This is a genomic window from Ruegeria sp. AB6 (assembly GCF_056542685.1).
The window spans coordinates 82,006-108,946 of record NZ_JBQGAD010000010.1; the positions used below are offsets into that span (position 1 = coordinate 82,006).

General features: G+C 59.3%; 28 protein-coding genes. 9 read left to right on the forward strand and 19 right to left on the reverse strand.

All coding sequences use genetic code 11. From position 1 onward, the window contains the following. The first annotated feature begins 94 nt into the window (after positions 1-94). Positions 95-1,666 (forward strand): DUF427 domain-containing protein, encoded by a 1,572-nt coding sequence (locus tag ACR0DB_RS18020; RefSeq protein ID WP_480552384.1) that lies wholly within the window; start codon positions 95-97, stop codon positions 1,664-1,666. 11 nt (positions 1,667-1,677) lie between these two features. Here ACR0DB_RS18020 and ACR0DB_RS18025 read toward each other — a convergent pair whose 3' ends face one another. The 6 genes from ACR0DB_RS18025 to ACR0DB_RS18050 all read right to left on the reverse strand — a co-directional run bounded on the left by ACR0DB_RS18025 (position 1,678) and on the right by ACR0DB_RS18050 (position 5,400). Then, positions 1,678-2,469, reverse strand: a complete 792-nt coding sequence (locus tag ACR0DB_RS18025) for a DUF1217 domain-containing protein (RefSeq protein ID WP_480552385.1) — start codon at positions 2,467-2,469, stop codon at positions 1,678-1,680. Then, positions 2,466-2,867, reverse strand: a complete 402-nt coding sequence (gene flbT / locus ACR0DB_RS18030) for a flagellar biosynthesis repressor FlbT (RefSeq protein ID WP_480552386.1) — start codon at positions 2,865-2,867, stop codon at positions 2,466-2,468. The genes ACR0DB_RS18025 and flbT overlap by 4 nt, the downstream gene beginning before the upstream one ends. Continuing rightward, the gene (flaF, locus tag ACR0DB_RS18035) at positions 2,867-3,241 is read right to left on the reverse strand and encodes a flagellar biosynthesis regulator FlaF (protein WP_480552387.1); all 375 of its coding nucleotides are present in this window, start codon (positions 3,239-3,241) and stop codon (positions 2,867-2,869) included. The genes flbT and flaF overlap by 1 nt, the downstream gene beginning before the upstream one ends. 77 nt (positions 3,242-3,318) lie before the next feature. Beyond that, on the reverse strand, positions 3,319-4,566 hold the full coding sequence (locus ACR0DB_RS18040) for a flagellin (protein WP_170774865.1): 1,248 nt from the start codon (positions 4,564-4,566) through the stop codon (positions 3,319-3,321). A 209-nt stretch (positions 4,567-4,775) separates the two neighbouring features. Continuing rightward, complete coding sequence (locus ACR0DB_RS18045; RefSeq protein WP_237215658.1) at positions 4,776-5,135, reverse strand: flagellar protein FlgN; 360 nt, start codon at positions 5,133-5,135, stop codon at positions 4,776-4,778. After that, on the reverse strand, positions 5,119-5,400 hold the full coding sequence (locus ACR0DB_RS18050) for a rod-binding protein (protein WP_170774867.1): 282 nt from the start codon (positions 5,398-5,400) through the stop codon (positions 5,119-5,121). Before ACR0DB_RS18050 ends, ACR0DB_RS18045 begins: the two co-directional genes overlap by 17 nt. 111 nt (positions 5,401-5,511) lie before the next feature. On the opposite strand from ACR0DB_RS18050, the gene ACR0DB_RS18055 reads away from it, so the two are divergent. The 3 genes from ACR0DB_RS18055 to ACR0DB_RS18065 are packed head-to-tail and all read left to right on the forward strand — an operon-like array spanning position 5,512 to position 8,290. Next, entirely contained in the window at positions 5,512-6,702 is a 1,191-nt protein-coding gene (locus tag ACR0DB_RS18055; RefSeq protein ID WP_480552388.1) for a flagellar hook-length control protein FliK, read from the forward strand. Between the two features lie 3 nt (positions 6,703-6,705). After that, complete coding sequence (locus ACR0DB_RS18060; protein ID WP_480552389.1) at positions 6,706-7,368, forward strand: flagellar hook capping FlgD N-terminal domain-containing protein; 663 nt, start codon at positions 6,706-6,708, stop codon at positions 7,366-7,368. A 55-nt stretch (positions 7,369-7,423) separates the two neighbouring features. Continuing rightward, positions 7,424-8,290: a phosphotransferase family protein gene (locus ACR0DB_RS18065; RefSeq protein WP_480552390.1), complete on the forward strand. Its 867-nt coding sequence runs from the start codon at positions 7,424-7,426 to the stop codon at positions 8,288-8,290. A 5-nt stretch (positions 8,291-8,295) separates the two neighbouring features. Here the strand turns inward: ACR0DB_RS18065 and ACR0DB_RS18070 are convergent, their stop codons facing one another. The 5 genes from ACR0DB_RS18070 to ACR0DB_RS18090 form a co-directional block, all read right to left on the reverse strand. Then, complete coding sequence (locus ACR0DB_RS18070) at positions 8,296-9,597, reverse strand: NAD(P)/FAD-dependent oxidoreductase (RefSeq protein WP_480552391.1); 1,302 nt, start codon at positions 9,595-9,597, stop codon at positions 8,296-8,298. Beyond that, positions 9,594-10,412: an ABC transporter permease gene (locus ACR0DB_RS18075; protein ID WP_170774875.1), complete on the reverse strand. Its 819-nt coding sequence runs from the start codon at positions 10,410-10,412 to the stop codon at positions 9,594-9,596. The genes ACR0DB_RS18070 and ACR0DB_RS18075 overlap by 4 nt, the downstream gene beginning before the upstream one ends. Next, positions 10,409-11,299: an ABC transporter permease subunit gene (locus ACR0DB_RS18080; RefSeq protein WP_170774877.1), complete on the reverse strand. Its 891-nt coding sequence runs from the start codon at positions 11,297-11,299 to the stop codon at positions 10,409-10,411. The genes ACR0DB_RS18075 and ACR0DB_RS18080 overlap by 4 nt, the downstream gene beginning before the upstream one ends. Continuing rightward, positions 11,299-12,426: an ABC transporter ATP-binding protein gene (locus ACR0DB_RS18085; RefSeq protein WP_170774879.1), complete on the reverse strand. Its 1,128-nt coding sequence runs from the start codon at positions 12,424-12,426 to the stop codon at positions 11,299-11,301. Before ACR0DB_RS18085 ends, ACR0DB_RS18080 begins: the two co-directional genes overlap by 1 nt. A gap of 70 nt (positions 12,427-12,496) precedes the next feature. Further along, the gene (locus ACR0DB_RS18090; protein WP_170791284.1) at positions 12,497-13,582 is read right to left on the reverse strand and encodes a polyamine ABC transporter substrate-binding protein; all 1,086 of its coding nucleotides are present in this window, start codon (positions 13,580-13,582) and stop codon (positions 12,497-12,499) included. Between the two features lie 140 nt (positions 13,583-13,722). Between ACR0DB_RS18090 and ACR0DB_RS18095 the strand changes: the two genes are divergently transcribed. Both ACR0DB_RS18095 and ACR0DB_RS18100 read left to right on the forward strand, forming a co-directional pair. Continuing rightward, positions 13,723-14,406, forward strand: a complete 684-nt coding sequence (locus ACR0DB_RS18095) for a GntR family transcriptional regulator (RefSeq protein WP_170774884.1) — start codon at positions 13,723-13,725, stop codon at positions 14,404-14,406. A gap of 75 nt (positions 14,407-14,481) precedes the next feature. Next, on the forward strand, positions 14,482-15,879 hold the full coding sequence (locus tag ACR0DB_RS18100; protein ID WP_480552392.1) for an aspartate aminotransferase family protein: 1,398 nt from the start codon (positions 14,482-14,484) through the stop codon (positions 15,877-15,879). Positions 15,880-15,951: 72 nt separating this feature from the next. Here ACR0DB_RS18100 and ACR0DB_RS18105 read toward each other — a convergent pair whose 3' ends face one another. The 4 genes from ACR0DB_RS18105 to dapE all read right to left on the reverse strand — a co-directional run bounded on the left by ACR0DB_RS18105 (position 15,952) and on the right by dapE (position 21,419). Next, on the reverse strand, positions 15,952-17,250 hold the full coding sequence (locus ACR0DB_RS18105; RefSeq protein WP_480552393.1) for a lytic murein transglycosylase: 1,299 nt from the start codon (positions 17,248-17,250) through the stop codon (positions 15,952-15,954). Between the two features lie 145 nt (positions 17,251-17,395). After that, positions 17,396-19,654, reverse strand: a complete 2,259-nt coding sequence (gene rnr / locus ACR0DB_RS18110; protein WP_480552394.1) for a ribonuclease R — start codon at positions 19,652-19,654, stop codon at positions 17,396-17,398. Positions 19,655-19,702: 48 nt separating this feature from the next. Further along, complete coding sequence (locus tag ACR0DB_RS18115; RefSeq protein ID WP_480552395.1) at positions 19,703-20,278, reverse strand: TIGR04282 family arsenosugar biosynthesis glycosyltransferase; 576 nt, start codon at positions 20,276-20,278, stop codon at positions 19,703-19,705. A 1-nt stretch (position 20,279) separates the two neighbouring features. After that, positions 20,280-21,419 carry a succinyl-diaminopimelate desuccinylase gene (gene dapE / locus ACR0DB_RS18120; protein ID WP_480552396.1) on the reverse strand — a complete coding sequence of 380 codons (1,140 nt, stop codon included), beginning with the start codon at positions 21,417-21,419 and terminating at the stop codon, positions 20,280-20,282. A gap of 207 nt (positions 21,420-21,626) precedes the next feature. On the opposite strand from dapE, the gene ACR0DB_RS18125 reads away from it, so the two are divergent. Further along, positions 21,627-22,685, forward strand: a complete 1,059-nt coding sequence (locus ACR0DB_RS18125; protein WP_170783110.1) for a transporter substrate-binding domain-containing protein — start codon at positions 21,627-21,629, stop codon at positions 22,683-22,685. Here ACR0DB_RS18125 and ACR0DB_RS18130 read toward each other — a convergent pair. After that, positions 22,682-23,026, reverse strand: a complete 345-nt coding sequence (locus ACR0DB_RS18130; RefSeq protein ID WP_480552432.1) for a hypothetical protein — start codon at positions 23,024-23,026, stop codon at positions 22,682-22,684. The genes ACR0DB_RS18125 and ACR0DB_RS18130 overlap by 4 nt on opposite strands. Before the next feature lie 95 nt (positions 23,027-23,121). On the opposite strand from ACR0DB_RS18130, the gene ACR0DB_RS18135 reads away from it, so the two are divergent. Continuing rightward, on the forward strand, positions 23,122-23,457 hold the full coding sequence (locus ACR0DB_RS18135) for a cupin domain-containing protein (protein ID WP_480552397.1): 336 nt from the start codon (positions 23,122-23,124) through the stop codon (positions 23,455-23,457). A gap of 51 nt (positions 23,458-23,508) precedes the next feature. Here the strand turns inward: ACR0DB_RS18135 and dapD are convergent, their stop codons facing one another. From dapD to ACR0DB_RS18150, 3 genes are all read right to left on the reverse strand, one after another. Further along, positions 23,509-24,336, reverse strand: coding sequence for a 2,3,4,5-tetrahydropyridine-2,6-dicarboxylate N-succinyltransferase (gene dapD, locus ACR0DB_RS18140; protein ID WP_480552398.1), 828 nt, complete (start codon positions 24,334-24,336; stop codon positions 23,509-23,511). A gap of 127 nt (positions 24,337-24,463) precedes the next feature. Beyond that, a complete protein-coding gene (locus ACR0DB_RS18145; RefSeq protein WP_480552399.1) occupies positions 24,464-25,063 on the reverse strand; it encodes a GntR family transcriptional regulator in 600 nt (199 codons plus the stop codon). Between the two features lie 44 nt (positions 25,064-25,107). Beyond that, positions 25,108-26,019 (reverse strand): threonine/serine dehydratase, encoded by a 912-nt coding sequence (locus ACR0DB_RS18150; RefSeq protein WP_480552400.1) that lies wholly within the window; start codon positions 26,017-26,019, stop codon positions 25,108-25,110. A 79-nt stretch (positions 26,020-26,098) separates the two neighbouring features. Here ACR0DB_RS18150 and ACR0DB_RS18155 point away from each other — a divergent pair, with 79 nt between their 5' ends. After that, positions 26,099-26,941 carry an LOG family protein gene (locus ACR0DB_RS18155; protein WP_480552401.1) on the forward strand — a complete coding sequence of 281 codons (843 nt, stop codon included), beginning with the start codon at positions 26,099-26,101 and terminating at the stop codon, positions 26,939-26,941.

A 26,941-nucleotide genomic window follows, 5' to 3' on the forward strand; every position in this document is an offset into this window, starting at 1 on the left:
GCACGCCGCATGTGCAAAAAACTGTGCGCGGTCCCTCTTGGCATTCCCGGTCCGAAGTCCCATCCTTATAGGACCCCGGACAGGGAGGTCGATGATGAACGTCCACACCACTCCGCATTCCACAGGCTATCGCATCTCGGTTGAACGGCTAAAAGGTCGGATCGCAATCTACCGTGGTGACGTGCTGCTGGCTGAAAGTGCCAACGCCGTGGTGATGTATGAAACCCGCTTGCCTCCGACGATCTACATCCCCCGCGCAGATGTGACTGTCGAATTGAGCGAAGAGACCGAATTGCAAACCTTCTGCCCGTTCAAGGGAACGGCAACCTATCATGACGTGGTCCTTGGGGATCAGCGCCTTGCGAACTCGGTCTGGGCGTATGAGGACGCGCTGCCCGAAAGCAAGGCCATTCAGGGCCATATCGGGTTCCTGCCCAACGCCTATGACCGGCTTGATCTGGGTGGCAATACGCTTGAACAACCCCAAGACGGCAATATCAGCGGCCCTTTGATTGACTGGCTGATGCGCGGCGCCTCGGAAATCGAAACCTCGGAAGCCTTTACCAAAGCGCTGTCCGAGAAGATGCTGGAGCACGGCATTGCCATTCAACGCCTCAGCATTTTGGTCTGGTCGCTGCATCCGCTGATCGCGGGCAAGCACTACATTTGGGAAAAGGGCGAGGATGAGATCTCGACCAATGTGCCAACCTATGAAATTCACGACCATCCGGCCTATATCAACAGCCCGTTGCGACATGTCTCGAACGGGTTGGGCGGAGTTCGCCAGCGGCTGAGTGACGACAACCCGCATAACAGTTTTCCCATTATCGAGGATTTGCGCGCCAAAGGTGCAACCGACTACGTCGCCATGCCCCTGCCATTTTCCGATGGCCGCACCAATGTTCTGACTCTGACCAGCGACCACCCGGATGGGTTCACGACCGAGAATCTAGGTCTTGTCTTTGAATGCTCGGCGGTGATTGCCCGGTTCTACGAGGTGTTCATGCAGCGCGAAAATGCGCAGGTTTTGTTGGAGACCTATGTGGGCAAACGGTCCGGCGCGCGGGTTCTGGGTGGTGAAATCCGACGCGGCGACGGGGATGAGATCGACGCCGCAATCATGTTCTGCGATCTACGTAACTCGACCCGGTTAGAGGAAAAACTGGGCCGCACCCGCTATATCAGCCTGTTAAATGGGTTTTTTGAAACCGTTTCGGGCATCGTGCATGACAATGGCGGCGAGGTTTTGAAATTTATCGGCGACGCTGTTTTGGCCGTGTTCCCCGCAGGTGAGAACTCGATCACGGCCCGTGCCAATGCGCAGCGCTCTGCTATCGGTATTGTTGAAAAGCTTGGTGAGTTTCGGGCCTCAGGCTCTGATGCCCATTGCGATTGCTCCATCGGCGTCGCCTATGGGCGCGTGACCTATGGCAATGTCGGATCCCGCGAACGGCTTGATTTCACCGTGATCGGTCAGGCTGCCAACATCGCCGCGCGATTGGGGGAATATGGTAAGACCGTGGGTCACAGGATCGTGGTCTCGTCTGACATTGTCCCCGCCTGCGCCGACGCGCTGCCCCTTGGGGATGTCGCGCTCCATAATGTGTCTCAGCCGGTGCCATCCTTTGCGCTTAAAACAGCCGCTGATCACATATTGGACCGGTGAACGCCGAGACCCTAGCCGCCCAAAAGGATCAAAGCCGTTTGCGCGGGCGATATCGTATTTTGTAGTTGCGAGATCTGGCTGCGCGCCAGATACCTGTCCGTCAGTTCGGCTATGGCCCCGTCATCCGTGAACTGCGCCAGATCGTCCGAGCCCGTCAGGCGCGATAGCCTGTCTTTGAACACGCTCAACTGTTTATCGATATCCAACTGGCCCAAACTGGACGGAAGTCCAAGCGCGGTTTCCATCATATTGCGCAGCGGTGGCAAACCCATCAAATCAAACCACTTGGTATCTGCACTGCCCTCCTGCGTCGCCAGATCTGCCAGGGCGTGCTGGGCAAAGAGCGAGATACGCATGGATTCGTCAGATTGACCCACCGCGACCTCAAATCGGGACACGACATTGTCCCGCGCAATGTCCTCCATGAATGTGACCAAGCCGGTTCTACGAATTTCCCCCGGACCAAGACCGAACGCTTCGGAAAACTCACGATACCGTTTGTCAGACAGCCGGTTTGACAAGGCGTCATCCGCTGAAGTGCCGTCTGACAGCACCTTCTGGATGAAAAACCGATTGTTGATATCGTCCTCCAACCCAAAAGCGCCTAGTGCCACCTGCAGCAACCGTCGATCTGAAACCAAATCCTCGGCGGTCTGCACTTTGGAGATATTGTCCAGAAAATACCGCGTCTCGCGTTCATTGACCGCTGACGTTGCGAAACTGTCGAGTTGCGCGTCATAAGTACGCTGCAAAAACCGCCAGCCAACCAGACCGCCAGAAGGTATGACGGGCTGAAAGGTCATTGCTGATAGGCCATCAACCGCTCTTCCCGCGGCAACAACGTACGCAGGGACTTGAGGCACTTGTAGAATTGCTCAGCCAAAAGGGCTTCTGTGGCCTCAGCCAACACCTTTCGGCTATCGGCGTCAGTGAACACCTGGCTCAACTCCTCGACACGTCGCAGCAGTTGTTGGCGCGCCTGATCCCGCTCCATGTCGCCCGACAGCACCAGCTGTGCCGCATAACAAACGCGGCGGACGGGCGTGTTTACTTCATCCGGGTGAATAGCATCGCGCAAACGCAGGACATTGGCTTGCGGCGTCATGATTGAAAACCGGCTGCGCCGGTCCCCGTTCTCGACGACCACGCCGTTGATCAGCACCCGTTCTTTCGGGGCAAGTTTCAGCACCAGCCCACCCATCAGGTTGCCCCCATCTGCCTGAGCCCGCGCAACACTGCCATATTGATCTCCAACAAGGGTTCAACCGTCGCCTTGTTGCCCAACACCTGACCGCTGTGTTGCTCGGTAAATTCCGCAAGGTAAAAAATCCGCGCGCGCAGATCATTGGGCAGCGCATTGTCGGAATCCGCGACGCCACTGGCCAAGACGTTCCACAACCGACGGTTTTCGTGCAACGCCAGAACAAAGGTTCCGAAATCGGATTTCTGACGAGCTGCTGCTGCCTTGAGGCGATGCGTAATCTTGGAAATCGCCTCGTATTCGGTGTCGCGCGGCGTGCGCGTCGGGGCGGCGGTTTGTACGTAGGCACGCTGTGCAAGAGTTTGCGGTATCACTTGAAATCCTTCCAATGGGCCGTCTTAGGGCGGTCAGAACCGGGGCGCGCTTCCACGCCCCGGCCAAGTTCCGAAGATTAACGGAACAGCGACAGGATCGACTGCGGCGCCTGATTGGCGATCGACAGCGACTGGGTGGCCAGCTGCTGCTGCACCTGAAGGGCTTGCAGACGGGCCGAGGTCTCTTCCATGTCGGCGTCAACCAGCGAGCCGATACCGGATTTGAACGAGTCCGCCAGGTTCGAGATGAACTCTTTCTGGGTCTCAATCCGGCCTTGCGACGAACCGAAGGCTGCTGAAGCATCAATCGCGGTGTCGATCAGCGATTCGATGGTTCCCAGCGCAGCCTGTGCGCCTGCATCCGTGGACACGTCTATCGAAGCCAAAGCACCCAGGCCACCCGCGTTCGCATTGGTGAACTGCGCCGAAACGGTCACGTCACGGTCCGCATCCGCGCCCGCTGTTGCGGTACCCGTTACAAAGGTCAGCGTGCCAGGAGATCCCGAGTCGTAGTCAATCGCGACGCCGGTAATGCCTAGGGAGTCGATCTGATTCTTCAGGCCAACTGCAACGATGGCATCCGTATAAGCCGCATCGTAAGTCCCCGAGGGGTCCAGATCAGCGTCTTGAACGGTGTAGGACGCAACCTTGTCGCCAATCGTGATTGACACTTTGTCGCCCGCCGCAAAGTTGTCGGTAGAGCTGTCGATCACGATATCTCCGGTGCCGCCGGACTTGTCCATCGTGAAACCCGCCGCATCGTTGTCAGAGGTCACATTGTCCGAACCCGCCAGAACACCCTTACTGGTATAGCCGCCGGTCGACAGGTTTTGCGACGCAACCGAAATCGACGATGCGGTCACATTCCCCGCAGAGTCGCGATCCAGAGACGCTAGGATCGAGGCTGTACCGGCCGAACCGTCAACCAGGTTCAGACCATTGAATTGTGCAGCGCTGACAACAGAAGAAATCTGATCTTTCAACGCAGTTACGTCATCGTTGATCTTGGCCCGATCCACGTTGTCTTCTTGCGCTGCGACGATCTTGCCCTTCATCTGGTTCAGAAGATCGGTCACGGTTTCCGAAGCATTCCGCGCCACAGCAACAGTCGATTCGCCCAAAGCGAGGCTGTCTTTGATCGCGTTGAATCCTTTGACGTCGGATTCCATAACTTTCGAGATCGCCCAAACCGCTGAATTGTCCTTGGCCGTGGCAACGTCTTTACCGGTCGAGATCGCGTTCTGGGTCATCGCCAGATTTTTGTTGACCGATTTCAGAGTCTGCAGCGCAACCATTGCGCCATTGTTGGTCAGAATGCTGGACATAGCGTCTTCCTTTTTACGTATGGGCCCTTTTCGCCCGTGCCAACCCCGCACCACTTGCGGGCTTTAACGTCTTTCTGATCTGTGCGATCCGCCGTCCGGCTGTTCGCGCCACTTGCTGTTTCAAGTGCCCGATCACCTTGGCCCCTGATCTCCTAACGGAGTGCTAAAGCCCCTAGGCTGGAAATTTTGGATTTGAATCAAACCGCCACCTAGGCGCGTTTTTCCAGCTTGGCGTGGCTGCGCACGGCAAAATCGCTGCGCTGCCCGTCGGCACCGTAGGTGCTGAATTCGCCGTGTACCCGGCGCAGTTCGGCCATGCGGTCTGCAACGGCGCGAATTCCGTCCGCTGCACTGCCAAGCAACGCCTGATTGCGCGCGACCTTGTCTTGCAGACGAATCAGATCTTCGCTGTCCAGCACCTGCAAATCATTGACTGCATCGATAAGCTTTTCCTTCTCGGGCGCCATCTGGGTCAGCTGATCCAGATCACCCTGCACCAGCGCGTTGCGCTCAAGGTCCAGAACCTCTTCCAAAGACTTAAGAAGCCCCATGTCAGGTTTGGTCATCATTGGTTGTCTCCATCATTGATTGAAACAGAATTTCCGACAGGCCCACGCCACCGGTTTCGGCCAGTTGACGGGCCTGATGCTGGACAAGGAACGAGGAAAACTGATCTTCGCCCGCACCGCCTCCGAACGAACTGCGTGCCTCCCCCAACCCGGCGGAATTCAGCATTTCCGACAGGAATGCCGCCTCAAGCTCGACCGCTGCGGCCTTGATTCTATCCGCCGAGGACGCGGGCATTGCAGGGAAGGCTGGTGCTGTAATCTTCATCGCTTTCTCCGAAATTTGCATCGAACTTTCTCGATCAAAAAGGAAAGCAGTTAAAATAAACGTAACTTCCTGCGGGCAGGTTTGTGGCCAGACAACCTGAGTGGGAGCAAAATGCCCAATCCTCTTACAGCGGTGATGCCCGCCCAAAATAACGCCAAAATTTCTCCCCAACCTGCCGATGGTTCAGGACAAAAGGCCGATATGTCTTTTCAATCCGTTCTGGATGATCAGGCGCCGCCCGAGCAGAGCCTATCCGAATCGACAGAAGATCTTGTTTCTCTGCTGGATACCGAAACGGTGCCCGACTCGGATGGGGAAGAAGCCAAGGATCTGCAGATAGTCGTGGAAAAAGGTTTGCCTGTTGAAACAGGTTCGCAGACGATCAAATCGCACCCACCATCGCGACCTGACGCTGCGCCGGCGGTCGCTGGGATTCCGCACAACTTGGCGGAAACAGGTGATAGCATACGATCTGACGAAGCTCTTGCAGAACCTCCGAAGCGCAATATGGGCGATCGACGCGCCGAGGTGTCGCCTGTTTTCAACGATGACTTGCCTGAGGATTCACCAAATCTTCCGACATCGCCAAAAGCAGAGAGCAGGTCAGTTCCTGCTTTTGCAATCGCTGCGGCTCCAACGCCGTTTTCCGCAAAGAAGGAAGTTCTAACTTCGCCGATTTCCCAGGAGCCACATGTTGAGTCGGCTGCAAATCCAAAACTACCTGCTGCACCGACCCAAGTACCCAACCTTATGCAGATGCAACTTCTGGTATCCGAAAATGCCGCTGCACACACCGATTCAACTCCTCTCCCCGAGGTAGAGGACGGCCTGATCGTGAAGGAAACCGGCGCGACCGCATCGGTGCGCGAGACGGCGACGGCAAATCTGCCAGCGACCGCACGGTCCGAGGTTGCTCGGGCCATTGCCGGACAGATGGCGGCAGCGATCACCGCACGGCCTCAATCAGGTGCGGTGGAAATCGCGCTGAACCCCGAAGAACTGGGGCGCGTCTCGATGGTTCTGAATGGGCGTGATGATGGGCTGCATCTGACCATCGCGGCGGAACGTCCCGAGACGCTGGACTTGATGCGCCGCCATCTTGCTGTGCTTGAGGCCGAGTTCAAAAGCCTCGGCTTCGGCGATCTGTCTTTCGATCTTGGCAACTCCGCCGACAAGGGACAGGACTCATCGGACTCCGGCGAAAACTCTATTTCTGAGACGGTACAATCCGAACTCACCTCTGCCACTCTCCAGCGCCCGGTCAACCTTGGCACGTCCGGGCGCATCGACATAAGGCTGTGACCCATGATCTCTCCTATCGCTTCAACCACGCAGAACGCTAATCCATTGGCGGCGTCCTCAGGTCAGACGGCCGCGCTGGCCTCGGATTTTGAGACCTTTTTGCTGATGCTGACAGCTCAAGCCCGTCACCAAGACCCGTTGGAGCCGTTGGATTCCTCGGAATACGCCGCGCAACTGGCGCAGTTTTCGATGGTGGAACAACAGGTGCAGACAAATGACCTGCTGACGGCCCTGACCCTGTCGATGAGCAGCATGAATCTGGAAGAGCTGGCCAGTTGGGTCGGCATGGATGTGCGCAGCACCTCTCCATTCCAGTTCGACGGCGCGCCGGTGACACTTTACGGCCAGGCCGCTCCGGCGGCGGACGGTGTCGTTCTGGTTATCCGCGACGCAGACGGGGCCGAGGTTGAACGGATCACCGTTCAAACCACCGATTCCGTGTTTGTCTGGGCTGGAACCAAAGAGGACGGCACGCCGCTTCCGGCTGGAACCTACTCTGCCGCATTGGAAAGCTATGACGGGGAAGAGGTTCTGTCGACGCAGCCCATGTCCTCATACGCGCAAGTGATCGAGGCGCAGGTGGGCGAGGATACGGTGTTGCTGACCCTCGAAAACGGGCAGGTCATACCGGCCGGTCTGGTCTCGGGCGTTCGAACCGGAACTTGATCTGCGCGCCGGGACAGGCCAAAGCTGTGCAACGCGCGACTCAACTCCTGACCCGGTGATCCCTCTGCCCGCTTCAAACGCACCTCCGCCCCGCCTTGTGGAAGATCTGTGCCGCTCAGGTATGGTCGAGACCGGGGCGCGTTTTCAGACCCTTTATGGCGGGCGCACCAATCAGGTCTGGAAGGTTCTGGGCGGAGACAGAGACAAGGTGCTCAAACTGTATCGTTCAGGGCTGCGCAATCCTTTGTTTCGAAACGATGCCCGGCTTGAGGCGCTCTGCCTTACGGAGCTTGCCCCCACAGGGTTTGCCCCGCGCTTGCGGGCGGCGGGGCAGGATAGTGATGGGCATTGGGTGTTCTATGATCACGCGCCCGGTGCGCCCTGGCAAACCGGGGCCGCGCAGGTGGCTCAATTGCTGCGCAGGCTGCACAGTATGGAAATCCGGATCGACGCACCCGACGGATGCAATGGCAGCGACGACCTACGGGATCATACGCGGCGCATTCTGGGTCTGTGCAAGACACAAGTTCGCCAGCGGTTGGAACAGCTTTGCCCGCAGACCCATGTTGCCGCCACGCCGGACACGTGCCTCATCCATGGCGACCCGGTAGCCGGAAACATCCTGGTTTCGGATATGTGTCTGACGCTGATTGACTGGCAATGCCCAGCGCTGGGGGACCCCTGCGAAGATATCGCCTTGTTCCTGTCCCCAGCTATGCAGCGTCTCTATCGCGGGGCACCTTTGACGCCCGAGGAGGAGGAGGCGTTTCTGACCTCCTATGACCAGCCTCAAATCCTCGCGCGTTTCAGCGCGCTGCGCCCCTGGTATGCATGGCGGATGGCGGCCTATTGTTTGTGGCGGGTCGAGAACGGGGCCGACGATTATGCCGCCGGGCTAGAACTGGAAATCGCGTCCCTCTGACCGCGCTACAAATCCGCAAGCCCCATCATCGCGTAGGCAGGCGGCATCAGGGCGCGTCGCCACCGCCCCAGGGGGAACCGACCGGGCCTGCGGGTCATCGGCTCTGGCAAGTCCGGGTTATGCCCCAATGCCAGTTGAGCCAGAGCCCGTCCGCAAAAGCTTCCCATCGCGACACCGTTGCCGTGATAAGCAAACCCGGCGAACATGCCAGGCTGATCTGGCACCGGACCGGCATAGGGCATCAGGTTGCGGGACAGGCACACCATCCCCGACCACATATGAGTGACGTCCACCCCGCGCCACTCGGGAAACATCGCCGCAAAGTCATGGCGAACCTTTTGGCGAATGGCGGCCTCGGCACGCGACGAGGACCGAAGGCCGCCGCGCATTCCGAACAGGAACCGACGATCCGGCATCAGGCGGAAATAGTGCAACAAATTCCGGGTGTCATATGACATCTGATCCGAAGTCCAACCCTGCGCCTGCAGTTCGGCCTGCGTCAAAGGCCGCGTCACCAGAACGGTCGACTGCGCAGGCATATAACGCCCAGACATCCAGGCCGGAACATCCTCGCTGGAATATCCGTTGGTGCAGATCAGAACGTTTGTCGCCTGTATCCGGCCAGTTGGCGTCTGGACATCAAAGCCGTTCGCTGTTTTGACAATTTTTGACACCGGGCTTCTCTGAAAGAGCTGGACGCCGCGCGCTTTGGCGGCGTCTGCCAGCCCGTACAGGTACTTCCTTGGGTTCAGACCAAACCCGACGGGGGTGGTATAGCCGCCATGGAACGCGCCACCGAACCCCAAGGCGGGCAGGTCTGCAGCTTCGTGCAAAACACCCAAGGCCTCGGCGCTTTTCCTCAGCCTCTCCATTGCCCGCGCATTGTGCGCCAGTTGGGTTTCACCTTTGGAATGGGTATCGGCGTCGATTTCATAACTGCTCAGAAGATCGGCGACCAGATGGACGGCATCTTCCTCGGCCTGCGCATAGCCCGCTGTCGCCGCCTCACCGAACAGACGGGTCATGGCCTTGGGGTTAAGCTTCGACCCGCCCAGACAACAGAACCCACCATTTCGGCCAGACGCCCCCCAGCCGGGCGTTTCGGCCTCAAGCACAGCGACGGATGCCCCGGCCTTGGTCAGATGCAACGCGGCGGACAGGCCAGTGAAACCCGCGCCAACAATGGCTACGTCAACGACCAAATCCCCAGACTGTTCCGGCCAATTGGGGGCGGCAATTGTTTCGTCCCACCAGCATCCCTGCCTTGGGCCGGGACCATAGGTATAGTCCGGAAACAGCCGTTTCATTCGGCCCGTGCCGCGGCCATTTCATCCTGCTTTTGTCGCATCATGGCGCGTTTTGTCACCAGCGACGCGGTAATGACGCCCACTGTCACGACGGCGATCATCAACGTTGACAGCGCGTTGATCTCGGGGCTGACGCCCAGCCTGACCGCCGAGAAAATCTTGATCGGCAAGGTCGTCGCCGACGGCCCCGAGGTAAAGGACGCAATCACCAGATCATCCAGCGACAGGGTAAAGGCCAGCAACCAGCCGGAAATCACGGCAGGCGCAATGATCGGCAATGTCACTAGGCGAAACGCTTGCGCGGGCGAACAACCAAGGTCCAGAGCGGCCTCTTCCAGCGACTGATCGAACGTCACCAAACGCGACGAGACAACGACCGAGACGAAACACATCGAAAAGGTCGTATGCGCCAGAACGATGGTCAGGATACCGCGATCCAGCCCGATGCCGATGAACAGCAGCAGCAGCGACAGGCCGGTGATTACCTCGGGCATCACCAGAGGGGCGTAGATCATACCGGAGAACAGCGTTCGACCGAAGAAACGCCCCCCACGCACCAGCACATAGGCGGCGGCGGTGCCCAGAATGGTCGCCAGCGTAGATGAGAACACAGCCACCCGGATTGTCACCCATGCCGCATCCAGAAACGCCTCGTTCTGGACCAGCTCACCATACCATTTGGTCGAGAAGCCAGCCCAGACGGTGACCAGCTTGCTTTCGTTGAAGGAAAAGATGATCAGGATGATCATCGGGATATAAAGGAACGCAAATCCCAGCGTCAGCGAGACCGCGTTGAACCAGCTTAGCCTGTTCATTGCTCGGCCTCCGTCTGTTTCTGCTGGTTGCGCTGGAACAGCACGATTGGGATCACAAGGATCAGCAGCAATACTACGGCCACGGCGCTCGCCACGGGCCAGTCGCGGTTCGAGAAGAACTCCTCCCACAAAACCTTGCCGATCATCAATGTGCCTGACCCACCCAGAAGCGAGGGGATGACGAATTCGCCAATCACCGGGATCATCACAAGGAAACAGCCTGCTATGATACCGGGGCGCGACAGCGGGATTGTCACAAGCCAAAAGGCTTGAACCCGCGAACAACCAAGGTCTTCGGCGGCCTCGATCAGGGATTCGTCCATCCGTTCCAGCGCCGAATAGATCGGCAGGATCATGAACGGCAGATAGGTGTAGACGATGCCGATATAGACGGCAGTGTTGGTGTTCAGAATGGTCAGCGGGGTCGAGATCAGCCCTGTCCACAGCAGCAACTGGTTCAGATAACCTTCGTTCGACAGGATACCCATCCACGCATAAACGCGGATCAGGAACGAGGTCCAGAAGGGCAGGATCACCAGCATCATAAGCGTCGGGCGCCACTCGGCAGGCGCGCGGGCCATGCCATAGGCGATCGGATACCCCACCAGCAGGGTCAAAAACGTCGAAATCAGAGCGATTTTTACGCTGGACAGGTAGGCTTTCCAGTAAAGGTCATCCTCGGTCAGCCAGACATAGTTTTCCAGGTCAAGCTGGCTGAAGAAATCTTTGATGCCCGACCAGCCCTGCGAAAAGTCCAGCGTCGGCGTATAAGGCGGAATCGCCAGCGCGATATCCGACAGCGAGATTTTCAGGACGATGAAGAACGGCACCAAGAACAGCGCCAGCAGCCAGACATAGGGGACGGCGATCAGAAAGGCGCGGCGCATCAGTCGGCCAGCAGAACCGCAGCCGTTGCTGTCCAGGACAGCCAGACCGGGTCTTCCCACGTGAATGAACGGCGCGAGATACGGCGGGTATTGGCCGTCTGCGCCTTGATGATCGTGCCGTTGGGCAATTCGACGTGATAGGTGGACAGGTTCCCCAAATAGGCGATGTCGTGCACTTTGCCTTGCACCGCATTGATCGCGTCCGCCGGGCGGTCGGCCGAGATAGTTACCTTCTCGGGGCGGATGGCCAGATGACAGGCCTGCCCCCGCGCAAACCCTTTGGCCGAGGTCGCGGTCAACGGGGCCTGCCCTTCGGCCCAATCGATCTGATAGGTGTCTTCACCATTGGCGGTGGCGCGGCCTTCAATGATGTTCACGTCGCCAATAAAGTCTGCGACATAGACCGAGTTGGGGTTCTCATAAATCCGGTCCGGCGTGGCGACTTGCATCAGCTGTCCCTGATCCATAACGGCCACGCGGCTGGCCACGGTCATAGCTTCCTCCTGATCGTGGGTCACGATGACAAAGGTGGTGCCGGTCTTTTCCTGAATATCCATCAGCTCGAACTGCGTGTCCTGCCGCAGCTTCTTGTCCAGCGCGCCCAACGGTTCGTCCAGCAGCAATAGTTTTGGCGCTTTCGCCAAAGACCGTGCTAAAGCGACCCGCTGCCGCTGCCCGCCCGAGATCTGGTGCGGTTTACGACGCGCGAATTGCGTCAGCCGGGTCAGGCGCAGCATTTCTTCGACTCTGTCCTCAAGGTCGCGTTTGGGCATGTTGTCCCGGCGCAGACCAAAGGCGATGTTTTCCCAGATGCTCAGATGCGGGAACAGTGCATAGGATTGGAACATCATGTTCACCGCCCGCTTGTTCGGTGGGATCGGGTCGATATCCTGACCGCCCAACATGATGTGGCCTTCGGTGGGCGTCTCGAACCCGGCCAACATCCGCATCATTGTGGTCTTGCCGCAGCCCGAAGGCCCCAGAAGAGCGAAAAATTCTTTCTCGAAAATATCCAGAGACAGGTTGTCGATTGCCGTAAAGTCTCCAAACCGCTTGGTGACATTCTGGAATTGGATCAAGGGTTTCGCCTGTGGGTCTTCCCACGGCGCAAAGACGTCAGAGTTCACTACAGCCCCCGTTCGGCAATCTTGGGAAAAACGGCAGGGCGGAAAACCCGCCCTGCCTTAGGAAATCGGATCAGGTACCCGATTTGATCTTGGTCCACAGACGGGTCACAACCCGCTGCGTTTTTGCCGGGTAGGGCGTGGTGATGTAGAGATTCTGCATCGTTGCGTCGTCCGGATAGATCGCCGGATCGCCGATCACGTCTTCCTCAAGAAACTCTTGCGAGGCCTTGTTGCCATTGGCGTAGTACACATAGTTCGACGCCGCAGCCATGTTGTTGGCATCCAGGATGAAGTTCAGAAACTTATGCGCACCTTCCGGGTTCGGTGCATCCGCCGGAATCGCCATCTGGTCGAACCACATCAGCGAGCCTTCGGCGAAGGGGTGATATTCAATCTCGACTCCGTTGTCGGCCTCGGCGGCACGGTCACGGGCCTGAAGAATATCACCCGACCAACCCACGGCCACGCAGATATCGCCATTGGCCAGCGCGTTAATGTATTCCGAGCTGTGGAATTTCTGGATGTAGGGGCGCACGCTGGTCAGCACTTCTTCGACCTTGCCGATCACCTTGGGATCATGGCTGTCAGGGTCTTCGCCCAAAAATTGCAGCGTCATCGGAATCATTTCCGCGGGCGCATCCAGGAAATGAACGCCGCAACCGGCCAGCTTTTCCATATTCTCAGGTTTCAGCACCAGTTCCATGCTATTCAGCGCAACATCGTCGCCCAGCAGCTCACGCACTTTGCCGACATTCACACCGATCCCGGTGGTGCCCCACATGTAGTTGATCGAATAGGCGTTGTCGGGGTCATAGCCCGCAGTGCGTTCCTGAATGACATCCCAAAGGTTGCCCGAGTTGTCCAACTGCGAGGTATCCAGAGGCTGGAAAGCACCCGCCTGGATCTGGCGTTGAAGGAATGTGCCCGAGGGCACAACCACATCATAGCCCGATCCGCCAGCCAGCATTTTGGTTTCCAGAACTTCGTTGCTGTCGAACACATCGTAGATCAGCGTCAGGCCGGTTTCGGCCTCGAACTTCTCCAGCAGCTCCTCGTCGATATAGTCCGACCAATTGTAGACACGCACCTCTTCGGCGAAGGCCGCCGAAGTCCCCAATGCGATGACCGCTGTCAGTGTCAGCGTTTTGATTGACATTTTCTTCTCCCTGCAAGTGTGCGGGTATTTTCCCGTTTTTTTGGATTTGATCAAGTTTTGCGTTTTCCCCCGATCCATCGTATGGTTTCACGAGGTCAGATTCCTGGCAAGTCAACATAGTCGAAAATAGGGTAAACCACTTGGATTTGATCAAAAATAAGGCGGTTTCACAGGTCTCCGGGGATCAGAAACAGCCGGCGCATGAACAGGTCTATCAGACACTGCGCGCACAGATCATGTACGGCGATCTGGTGCCCGGACAGCCTGTCACCATACAAGGACTGACTGATTCGCTTGGAGTTGGCATGACCCCTGTACGTGAGGCGATCCGAAGGCTGATCTCGGACGGCGCACTGGTGTTTCAGGGCAACCGTCGGGTCAGTGTACCTTTGCTGAAGGACAGTGATGTCGGGCAAATGATTTTTGCAAGAATTGCAATAGAATCAGAGCTTTCCAGACGTGCAACCCTTAACATGAGCAAGGCCGAGATAGACGCGCTCGCCCGCATCGATCAACGATTGGACCGCACCATCGCGGACGGAGATGTCGGCGGCTATCTGCGCCTGAACCACCAGTTCCACCAAACTCTGTACGCCCATGCCGACGCCCCGATTCTGAACGATTTGGCCGAAAGTCTGTGGCTTCGGTTCGGCCCGTCCCTACGAGTCGTATGCGGCCGGTTCGGAACTCAAAGCCTGCCGGATCGCCATAAGGACATCGTCTCGGCACTGCGTGATCAAGACCCCCAGCGCGTTGCAAAAGCCACCGCGCAAGACATCGAACAAGGGATGGAACTGATGGCCGGAGCACTATCGACGTCCTAGAATAATGCGATTCGATTGACAGGGAAAAATTTGATCATATTGTGATCGCCAACCGCTCTTGCAGGAGATTCCCCGATGTCGACCATCACCAACCACATGCCGACCGCCGAGTTGCAGGCGCTGGACGCTGCCCACCATATGCACCCTTTCTCGACCAATGCGGACCTGAGCAAGGACGGTGTGCGAGTCATTACCGGCGCCAAAGGTATCTATTTGTCCGACAGTGAAGGGGAACAGATTCTGGATGCCATGGCCGGGCTTTGGTGCGTCAATATCGGCTATGGCCGCGATGAACTGGCGGATGCCGCCGCCCGCCAAATGCGTGAGCTTCCCTACTACAACACCTTCTTCAAGACGACCCATGTCCCCGCCATCGCCTTGGCCAACAAACTGGCCGAACTGGCGCCAGGCGATCTGAACCATGTATTTTTTGCGGGCAGCGGGTCCGAGGCAAATGACACCAATATCCGCCTCGTTCGCACCTATTGGGCCGAAAAAGGCCAGCCTGACAAGAATATCATCATCAGCCGCCACAACGCCTATCACGGCTCATCCGTGGGCTCAGCGTCGCTTGGCGGAATGGCTGGGATGCATGCTCAGGGTGGCATTCCGATCCCAAATGTCCATCATATCAATCAACCCAACTGGTGGGCTGAAGGCGGCGACATGGCGCCAGAAGAGTTCGGACTGGCCCGTGCGCGTGAATTGGAAGAGGCGATTCTGGAGTTGGGCGAAAACCGCGTTGCAGCCTTCATCGCCGAACCCGTGCAGGGCGCGGGTGGCGTGATTGTAGCTCCCGAGACCTATTGGCCGGAAATCCAGCGCATCTGCGACAAATACGAAATCCTGCTGATCGCCGATGAGGTGATCTGCGGCTTCGGTCGCACCGGAAACTGGTTCGGCTCACAAACCATGGGCATCCGCCCGCACATCATGACCATCGCCAAGGGCCTCAGCTCGGGCTACGCCCCCATCGGCGGGTCCATCGTCAACGACGACATTGCCAAAGTTATCGGCGATACCGAATTCAACCACGGCTATACCTATTCCGGTCACCCTGTTGCCGCTGCCGTGGCGTTGGAAAACCTGCGCATCCTCGAAGAGGAACGCTTAGTGGACCACGTCCGCGACGTCGCCGCCCCCTACCTGAAAAAAAAATGGGAAGCTCTGACCAGCCACCCGCTGGTGGGTGAGGCGAAAATTGTCGGCATGATGGGCTCAATCGCCCTAACCCCGGACAAATCCAGCCGTGCAAAATTCGCATCCGAAGCTGGAACGATCGGCTTGATCTGCCGCGAGCGCTGCTTTGCCAACAATCTGATCATGCGCCATGTCGGCGACCGCATGATTATCTCGCCACCGCTGATTGTGACACCTGCGGATATCGACGAAATGTTCCTGCGCATCCACAAATCACTGGACGAAGCGCATGCAGAAATCACCAAACAGGGATTGATGAGAGCCGCCAATTGATCCGCGCAGCTTCATCTGGCCAAAAATATCTCGGGGGGGTCGCGGCCTGCCGCGGCGGGGGCAGCGCCCCCTTTACCTCAACCGCTCAAGCAACCGCAGGGACGGGTAGCCATCCGGCACCAACCCCTGCGCGAGCTGATATTCTCGCACAGCATTGACCGTATTTGGGCCCGTGCGTCCATCCACGCCCTGCGTATCAAACCCGGCTTCAGTCAAGCGGGTCTGAAGCTCTTTCTTCTCGGTAAAGCTCAGCACCCGGTCGCCACGTGGCCACGCGCCTTGAAACGGCGCGCCACCCGCCAAACGGTCTGACAGGTGCCCTACCCCGATCACATAGGCATCCGCGCTGTTGTACTTCTCGATCACCCGGAAATTGTCGAAGACCATCAACGCAACCCCCTGCCCACCAGCAGGCAGCAGGATCGCGGCCTTACCATGGTTGGGAACCGCACGGCCTTGCGGTGTCACCACCCCCTGCCGCGCCCATTGCGATGGTTTCAGAGTATAATCCCGCCGCGCCTGGCTATAGTCGAACCCTTCAGGCAACCGCACTTCGACCCCCCAGGGCTGACCCTTTTTCCACCCATGGCGCGCCAGATAAGACGCGGCCGAGGCTAGTGCATCCGTTGGATCATCGGCCCAGATATCCCTGCGACCATCGCGGTCGAAATCCACCGCATGTTCCAGATACGAGGTCGGCATGAACTGCGTATGCCCCATCGCACCCGCCCAACTTCCAACCATATTGGACGGCGCTACATCCCCGGCCTCGACAATCTGCAAAGCCGCAACCAGCTGCGCCTCGAAAAACTGCGCGCGGCGGGCGTCAAAGGCCAATGTCGCCAGCGAGCGGATCGTCTGATCCCCGCCTTTGAACGATCCATACGAGGTCTCAAGCCCCCAGATCGCGGTCACAACCTCTTTTTCGACGCCATATTTCTTTTCGATCTTGTTCAGGGTTTGACTGTAGTCATCCAACCCGGCACGCCCACCAGCGATGCGTTTGCTCGACACAGCGGAATCCAGATAGTCCCAGATCGGTTTTGAGAACTCGGCCTGATTGCGGTCCCGTTTGATGACGTCCTTGTCATAGGTCAGCCCGGTCAGTGACCGGTCCAAAGTACCCGCCGAAATCCCCTGTTCCACCGCCCGTTTGCGAAAGGCGCCCAACCATGCCTGAAAGCGTGCGTTTCCTTCGGTTGCCACCCGATACTCCTGTGTCGATGGCCGCAAGGCCGGACGCAGCGAAACCGTCACATCCGCCGAGGCCACCTGAAAAGCCCCTGACCCGTCTTCTGCGTGACCCGGCGATACCTGCAAAAGGGACGCCCATAGCGCGACGGTCACGGCGCCGCTGATGCTTTTACGCATGTCGAATGTCCTGATAACTGCTCAAGGCCAAGAATAGCGCAAAACGGGACATTCACAAAGCGCGCAAAAGACCGATGCGCCGTGTTTTGCCCAGCGAACGCATGCTGACGGCACCGGTTCGTGACCTGAGGCCCGGCCAGGGCGCCTACTTCTGCCGGCGCTTGCGTTCGACCTTGCGCTTGATCTTTTCTTTCTTTCGCTTGTTGCTGAGCGCCTTTCGCCGCGCGCCGCGTTTCACCGGACCCCGCCCACGCGGCAGGGTCTGATCGTCGATGGACAGCAGCTCCAGCTCCAGCCCGCCCGTAACCGGCGTCGCCTCAGTCAGGCGCACGGTGACGCGTTGGCCGATGGCGATAATCAGCCCGGTGTCTGATCCCATCAGCGTACCGGCTTCGCGGTCGAAGTGGAAGAACTCACGCCCCAAGGATCGCACGGGCACCAACCCATCAGCGCCGGTTTCGTCCATCTTCACAAAGGCCCCGAACCGCGCGATGCCGCTGATGCGGCCGGTGAACTCATTGCCCACCCGCTCGCTCAAATAAGCCGCCAGATAGCGATCGGTTGTGTCGCGCTCAGCCATCATCGAACGCCGCTCGGTGTCCGAGATATGGGTGGCGGTTTCGTCCAGTCGCGCGATTTCATCCTCGGTCAGCCCATCCTTGCCCCAACCATGGGCCGAGATCAGCGCCCGATGCACGATCAGGTCCGCATAGCGGCGAATGGGCGAGGTGAAATGTGCATAATTCCGCAGCGCCAAACCGAAATGGCCGAAATTCTCTGGGTTGTAGTAGGCCTGCGCCATCGACCGCAGGGTGGTCAGGTTGATCAACTCGGCATCTTCAGTGCCCGCAGCAGCGTTCAGCAGCGCGTTGAGGTGACGTGTTTGCAGCACCTGCCCTTTCGCAAGGTTCAAACCTGCAGCCTGAGCAGTTTCCCGCAGGCTTTCCAACTTCTCGGGCGCGGGTTCTTCGTGGACACGGAACAGCAGCGGGCGGCGTTTGGCAATCAGCGTTTCAGCGGCGGCCACGTTGGCGAGGATCATGAACTCCTCAATCAGCTTATGAGCATCCAGCCGGTCGCGAAACGCCACGCTAGTCACTTCACCGGTGTCGCTGAGGACGATCTTGCGTTCGGGCAGGTCCAGCTCCAATGGCTGTCGCACCGCACGCGCGGACTTCAACGCGGCATAGGCAGCGTAGAGAGGTTTCAGCACTGTCTCCAACAGGGGCCCGGTGCGGTCATTGGGAGTACCGTCGATGGCCTCCTGCACCTCGGCATAGTGCAGCGACGCGGCCGAGCGCATCAGCCCGCGCACGAAACGGTGGCCGATCTTGTTGCCCTCGGCGTCGATCTGCATCCGAACGGCGATACAGGCGCGCGGTACGCCTTCATGCAGTGAACACAGATCGCCCGACAGACGGTCAGGCAGCATCGGTACCACGCGGTCTGGGAAATAGCTGGAATTGCCGCGCTTGCGTGCCTCGCGATCCAGTGCAGTGCCGGGTTGCACATAGGCGGCGACATCGGCGATGGCGACCCAGATCACGTGACCGCCGGGGTTCTTCGGATCATCGTCCGCATGCGCATAGCACGCGTCGTCATGATCCCGCGCATCCGAGGGGTCGATGGTCAGCAGCGGCATATCCCGCAGGTCTTCGCGGCCCTTCAGACCGACGGGTTTGGCCTTGTCGGCCTCGGCGATCACCTTGTCCGGGAAGTCGTCAGGGATACCATGCTGGTGGATAGCAATCAGCGAGACCGCCTTGGGCGCGGTGGGGTCGCCCAACCGTTCAACGATGCGGGCGCGGGGCAGGCCCATGCGGTTCTTGGGCCCGGCCTGTTCGGCCTCGACCAACTCACCGTCCTTTGCGCCCAACACAGCGCCATCGGGAACAAGCCATTCATTCTGGCCCGCTTTGTCGATGGGTACGATCCGCCCGCCCTCGGCCCCTTTGCGGAAAATGCCGACGATCTTGCGCGGGTTGGTGCCGATGCGACGGATCAGGCGGGCTTCGTAGTTGTGGTCTTCCTCATGCACCACGGTCAGGCGGGCCAAAATCCGGTCGCCCTCGCCCAGAGCCGGGTCACTGGCGCGGGTAATCAGCAGAACGATAGGCTCGACCCCTTCGCCATGCCACTCCAGCGGGCGCGCAAACAGGTCGCCATCCTCGTTCGGAGCCTTGACCTGCAACACACTGACCGGTGGCAGACGATCAGGGTCGCCATAGCTGCGCTTGCGTTTTTCCAGATGGCCCTCGGCCTCAAGCTCGCGCAGGATGCGTTTCAGGTCGATCCGCGCCGCACCCTTGATCCCAAAGGCTTTGGCGATATCGCGTTTCGAAGTCAGGGTGGGGTTCGCCGAGATCCAGTCAAGGACCTCCTGCTTGGTGGGTATGCGACTCATATATTTGGCGTAACACGGGCGTGCGACGGCGTCATGACCAAAAACGGTTCAGGGTTTCAGATCCGCCACCGTGTCCACATCACGCAACGGGTCCAGCAGCGACACCCGCGCGCCGGGGATCGATGCCAGCGTATCCGCCAGTGCATGTTCGGTGGACCAGCGCACATTGCCAAATAGACCGTCGGGCAGCGCACCGTTTCTTTGCGCGCCCACCAGCCAATACCCGCCATCGGGCGCAGGGCCGAACACCATCTGCGCTCCGCCAAGCGCTGTGAACGCGCGGGCAATATGGCTACGCGTGATGCCCGGAATATCCGCCCCGATCAGACAGACGGGTCCTTTTGGCATCCTGCGCAACATTCGCCCCATCCGGTCACCCAGATCTCCCCGCCCTTGCGCTGCGCGCGGCAGGTCGGTGGGCCAGATGCGGCTGGTCAGCCCTTCGCGGTCGGGCGAAACCGCCAGCACGATCTGCCAGCGCGGGTCGCGCAGCCGCCGGATCAGGTTTCGGGTCTGATGGCGAAACCACCACGCTGCACCAACCATGCCGATATCCCGACCCAGCCGGGTTTTCACCCGACCGGGGCGCGGCTCTTTCACCAGGATCACGAGAGTGCGCTGCATGTCAGGCGAAATAGTCCCGCAGGATGCGCGTGTAGATGGCCTTGAGCTGTTCGATCTGTGCCACCTCGACGCATTCATCCACCTGATGCATGGTGCGGCCCACAAGGCCGAATTCCACCACCGGGCAGTGGTTCTTTACAAATCGCGCATCCGAGGTGCCGCCCGTGGTCGACATCTCGGGCACCACACCGGTTTCCGCCTCAACCGCCTTGGCGACCAGTGCGGACAGGGGGCCCGGCGGGGTCAAAAAGCTCTCGCCCGAGATCTTGATGCGCAGGTCGATCTCAACCCCGAACTCATCGGCCACTGCAGCGGCCTCGGCCCGCAACCAATCGCTGAGGCTGGCCCCGGAATGCAAATCGTTGAACCGGATATTCACCGCCCCTGTAGATTGCGCGGGGATCACGTTGGTTGCAGGGTTGCCCGTGTCGATCGTCACCACGGCCAGTGTTGAAGCGTCGAAATGGTCTGTACCCTGATCCAGCTCGTGGCTGGCCAACCGATCCATCAGCCGCGCCATTGCGGGCATCGGGTTCTTGGCGCGGTGCGGATAGGCCGCGTGACCCTGTACCCCGGTCACGGTGAACCAGATGTTCATCGAGCCACGCCGCCCGATCTTCATCATCTCGCCCATTGTGTTGGGGCAGGTCGGCTCGCCCACCAGACAGACCGACATCTTTTCCCCGGCGCTGTCCATATAGTCCAGCAGGGCGGTGGTGCCGTCCAGCGCATCGCCTTCCTCATCCCCGGTGATGGTCAGGATCACGGCCCCATTAGGGGGTGTGTCGCGCACGAAATCAACCGCAGCAGCAGCGAAGGCCGCCACGCCGGACTTCATATCCGTGGTGCCACGGCCATACATCACGCCGTCTTTCACCTGCGCCCCGAAGGGCGGCGTGGTCCATGCGGCCTCATCGCCGACGGGAACAACATCGGTATGGCCGTTAAAACCAAAACTACGCGGATGCGCCTTGTCGCCCCAACGGGCGAATAGGTTGCTGACCCCACCGCGATCAACGCGGGTACAGTCAAAGCCTGCGCCGGACAGCAGATTTTCCAGCAGAACCAGCGCTCCGCCCTCCTCGGGTGTGACCGATGGGCAACGGATCAGCTCCGCCGTCAACTCTACCGGGTCTGTCATCTTTGCCCCTTTCCCATTCCTCAAACGCAGGTTCGCGCACAGATTCAACGAATTGGCCCAATTGCCAACCCCTGAGTCGGCCACTTCACCTCGTTTTTTGACAGAACTCTCGGGGTGATACCCCAACAAAACATCAGGTGTGACCCAGCGACCACCTTGTCCCGCACGATAAATTCGCGTTACAGGGCCGCGAAACAGGTAATTTTGATGACTCGCATTCTTGTCACATGGATCTGCCTGACTTTCGCGGTTCTCGCACAGCAAAGCCAGGCGCAGACATTGTCGGTCACCACCGTGACCCGTCCTCCGTTCTCATATGTCGAGGATGGGGCGGATGTGGGATTCTCGATGGACCTGCTGGCCGCTTTGGCCGAGGCCCTGAGCTGGGATTACGAGATCGACCGCGTGGACGGCTTCGGCGACATGCTGGTTGCGGTGCAAGACGGCACGTCTGATCTGGCCATCGCCAATATCTCGATCACCGCCGCGCGTGAAACGCAGATGGATTTCAGCCAACCGATTTTCGAGGCCGGTTTGCAGATCATGGTTCCCTCGGACGCGGTGCGACGCCCATCTCTGCTGCAAGCCTTGCTGTCGGTTGAGCTGTTCATCGCCATCGGGCTGGCCTTTGCCATCCTGCTGGGCGGAGGGATGCTGATGTGGGTGTTCGAGCGCCGCTCGCAGCCCTATTTCGACCGCAAGCTGGACGAGGCATGGTTTCCGTCCTTCTGGTGGGCGCTTAATCTGGTCGTGAATGGCGGGTTCGAGGAACGGATGCCGCGCACCCCCTTTGGCCGCCTGCTGGGCGTGGTGCTGGTGGTGTCGTCCCTGTTCATCGTTTCGGTGTTCACCGCGCGCATCACCTCGGTCATGACGGTGGATGCGATCAGCGGCAACGTGAATTCGGTCAATGACCTTTATGGCAAGCAGGTCGGCACGATCTCGGGCTCGACCGCTGCCAGTTTCCTGAACCGGCGCGAGATCGAGTTTGCAGGCTATGACAGTCTTGATCCCTTACTGGCCGCGTTCGAAGCCGAGGATCTGGACGCCGTCGTGTTTGATGCCCCGATCCTGTCCTACTATGCGACGCATCAGGGTCGGAGGTTCGCTTCGATGACCGGCGGTATTTTCCTGCGCGAAAACTACGGGATCGTTTTCCCGACCGGCTCGCCCTTGGTGGAAGACGTCAATCAGGCACTGCTGGCCCTGCGCGAAGACGGCACCTATGACGAGATTTACCGAAAGTGGTTCGGCGCGCGGAACTAGACCGCGTCTTCATTCCCGAAAAACGGCGTCATCTGCGCAACAATGACCGCGTTCTCGTCCAGCGCGCGCTGCATCAGGGCGCGCTCATCCGGGTCGATGTCATGGCCCTGCGCTTCGCGCTCGGCCAATGTGCCATAGCCGGTCACGTCCAAAGGCGCAGTGTCGGCCTGTTTCAGGATTGCTACGGTTTCGCGCACCGCCTCGGCCTCATCCACGCCGCTGGCAAAGCACATCAACGCCGCCCCGGTCGCGCCTTCGGGCAGGCCATCGCCTTCTTTGCGGCCGATCTGCACAAGCAGGGTGTAAACTTGCTGACGGGAGGGTTTCTTTTGCTTTTCCATGTTGGGGGCCATAGCCGCGCGCCCCTGTCCGGTCAAGCGATTGCATGAGAGCGGGCATCTGGCCATAGTGACGCCATCAGCCAAGAGGGGGCCATATGACCTATCCAGATTTCATTACCAATTTTCCCAGCCTCGACGTCCCGTTCCCCGAGGACGTGGTACAATCCGCCGTGATCCGCTCGGACGTCGGTTTGGTGGCATTTTTTACCTTTTTGCAAGACTTCGAACTGCCCATGCATTCGCACAAGGCGCAATGGGGCACGGTCATTGAAGGCGAGATCGAACTGACCATCGGGGATGAGACACGCATCTACCGGCCCGGCGACAGTTACTCGATCCCTTCAGGTGTGGAACATGGCGGCAAGATCAAAGCCGGGTCGCGGGTGATCGACGTGTTCGAAGAAGCCGACCGCTATCCGGTCAAAGGGTAACAAAAAAGGCCGCAGCACGGGGCTGCGGCCTGTATTCGACTGGCGCGGGGTTTAGTCGCGCAGCAGTTCATTGATCCCGGTTTTCGAGCGGGTCTTTTCGTCCACCCGCTTCACGATCACCGCGCAATAAAGGCTGATGTTGTTCTTGGTCGGCATCGAGCCTGCAACAACCACCGAATAGGGCGGAACCTCGCCATAGGTGACCTCACCGGTTTCGCGGTCGACGATCTTGGTCGACTTGCCGATGAACACGCCCATCCCCAGAACAGAGCCTTCGCGGACGATGCAGCCCTCGACCACTTCCGAGCGCGCGCCGATAAAGCAGTTGTCTTCGATGATGGTCGGGCCGGCCTGCATCGGCTCCAACACGCCGCCAATGCCGACGCCGCCCGACAGGTGGACGTTCTTGCCGATCTGCGCGCAGGATCCGACCGTGGCCCATGTGTCGACCATGGTGCCTTCGTCAACGTAAGCGCCGAGGTTCACGAACGAAGGCATCAGAACCGCGCCGGGCGCGATATAGGCCGATTTGCGGACCACACAGTTGGGCACGGCGCGGAAGCCTGCGGCTTTCCACTGGTTCTCACCCCAACCGGCGAACTTGCTGTCCACCTTGTCCCACCAGCCACCGGCCTGCGGACCACCGGTCTGGATTTCCATGTCCTTGATGCGGAAGCCCAGCACGACCGCTTTCTTGGCCCACTGGTTCACGTGCCAGTCGCCACTGTCCAGCTTTTCGGCCACCCGCAGCGTGCCACTGTCCAGCGCGTTCAGCGTGTCTTCGATGGCCTCGCGTGTTTCGCCGGTGGTGGCGGGGGTAATGGTATCGCGTGCCTCCCATGCGGCTTCGATGGCGGCTTCCAGTTGCGCGTTGGACATTTCGGGGCTCCCTGACGAATCTGTTCACGTTGGTGTTGCCTATACGCAGCCGAAAACAATGACGCAATGCGACGAAGGCGGGCGCGTTTACGGCAGGACATAGATACTGCGGTGTTTTGCGGGTCGTCTAACTGGCCCGCCGAATGTGACGCACAAGGATGGCAACCGCTCCGGCGGTGTCTTTCTTTTGCATCGCCTGCATCAGCGCGGCGTGGTCGTTGTCGACCCGCTGCACCCATTTCGGCTGCCAATGCGCGAACAGATACCGCGCACTGGCAATGTGCAGGTCGTCGATTGTACGCAGCAAACGCGGCAACCCGCAGGGCGTCAGAATGGCACGATGAAAGGCGCGGTTCCTGGCTTCCCATTCCGGCATGGTTTCAGCCGCATCACAGGCAAGTCGCGCCTCTTCTGCACGTACCAGGGCATTAGGTGTCAGGTTCTGTACCGCGTATTGCAGCGCCAGAGGCTCCAGCGCGACGCGCATCTCGATCACTTCGCGCATCTCAACCGGGTCCAGCGCTGTTACGCGCATTCCACGACGGGGTTCGCTTTTGGCCAGCCCATGGGCCTGCAACCGTAGCAAGGCCTCGCGCACCGGCACATGACTGGTGTCAAAGGCCCGTGCAATATGATCCTGACGCAGCTTTTCCCCGGCGGTCAGTGCGCCAGTTATGATCTGCTGGCTTAGGTTGTCGTAAATGGTGTCGGCAATGGTCGCGCTCATGGATTATAGATAAAATCCGACCCTGCAGATCACAAGCCGCATTCTCAGCCCATCAGCGGGTCGGGTGAGATATTGCCCCCGCACACCAGCACGGCCACTTTTTCCCCCGGCGCGAGCTTATACGCGCCAGAGGTCAACGCCGCCAAAGCCGCAGCACCTGCCGGTTCGACCAGAATCCGATGCGCTTGCCAAAGGCGCTTTTGCGCATCGGCAATGGCCGCGTCGCTGACCAGGACCGAGGTCATGCCCTGCGCCAGACCAAAACAAATCGACCCGATCCGCCGCGCGCCCAACGCATTGGCAGCAATGCCCGAGACCGAGACATCGACCGGCTCCCCAGCCTGCAACGCGGCATTCAAAGCGCATGAGGTCTCGGGCTCGACCGCCACGACCTTGCGCGCACCCTGCAACCACGCCAGCGCCCCGGCGATCAGCCCTCCACCACCAACGGCGACCAAAACTGTGTCGGCTTGAAGACCTTGCGCCTCCCATTCGGCGAAACACGTGCCCTGCCCGGCGACGGTGCCCGGCGCGTCATAGGCGTGGATCTGCATTGCGCCGGTCTGCGCCTCATGATCCTGCGCCGCCGTAAGCGCGTTCGCATATTCCCCGGACACAACGCTCAGGTCCGCTCCGGTTTGTTCGATCAATGCGATTTTGGACGGACCCGCCAGTTCAGGTACGAAAATCTTGGCCGGATAGCCCAGCGTCTGCGCCGCATAGGCCGCCGCTGCCCCGTGATTGCCACCCGATGCGGCCACGACACCGGCCGCGGGAACATCCATGCTTAGCAACGTATTAAACGCCCCGCGCGCTTTGAAGCTGCCAGTGTGCTGCATATGCTCCAGCTTCAACTCAATCGGGTAGCCCGGAACGCGGCTCTCCATCACGGGTGTAACCTGTGCGTACCCAGCGATCCGGTCTGCGGCTGCTGAAATTTCGTTCTTCCAATTCATTCTTGTACTTCCGTGACTGGCGCTCTGACCGCGAACCCTATAGCTGTTTTGCAAACACGCAAGCAGGGAAACCTCACATATGAGAGAAGACCGCCACAGCCCGTTTCGCGACGCGCAGACCGACCGCTCGACCGCGAGCGAGGTGCCGGACACGCCGCAGACACGCTCGCCCGCCTATCGTCTTGCCTTTGCCGATGACGAGTTTCTATGCCGCGATGAGCTGCGCCCGGTACGCCTGCAACTGGAACTTCTCAAGCCCGAGATGATCATGTCCGAACGCGAGATCACCTCGACCATCGTCATGTTCGGCGGCGCGCGCATCCCGGAACCGTCGCAAAAACACACTGCGCGCACGAAAACTCTGGCTGACTTGTCTGAGTATTATGACGAAGCACGTGAATTTGCCCGGTTGATGACCGAGAAGTCGAACCAGACAGGCTGCCGCGAGAACGTGATCGTCACCGGCGGCGGCCCCGGCGTGATGGAGGCTGGCAATCGCGGCGCGCAAGACGCGGGTGGCTGTTCCATCGGGCTGAATATCGTGCTGCCGCATGAACAGGCGCCGAACCTTTATGTGACGCCCGAACTCAGCTTCAACTTCCACTATTTCGCCATCCGCAAGATGCATTTCCTGATGCGCGCTCGTGCCATCACCATCTTCCCCGGCGGCTTTGGCACCATGGATGAGCTGTTTGAATCTCTGACTTTGATCCAGACCGGCCGGATGGACCGCGTGCCCTTCCTGCTGTTTGGCCGAGAGTTCTGGGAAAAGGTGATCAACTGGGAGGCGTTGGCAGATGCGGGCACCATCTCGGACGAAGATCTGGACCTGTTCCGTTTCGTCGACACCGCGCAAGAGGCGGTCGAGATCATCGAGAACTGGGAACCCGCCCCGCCCCGCGACGACATTCCGGGGCGCTGA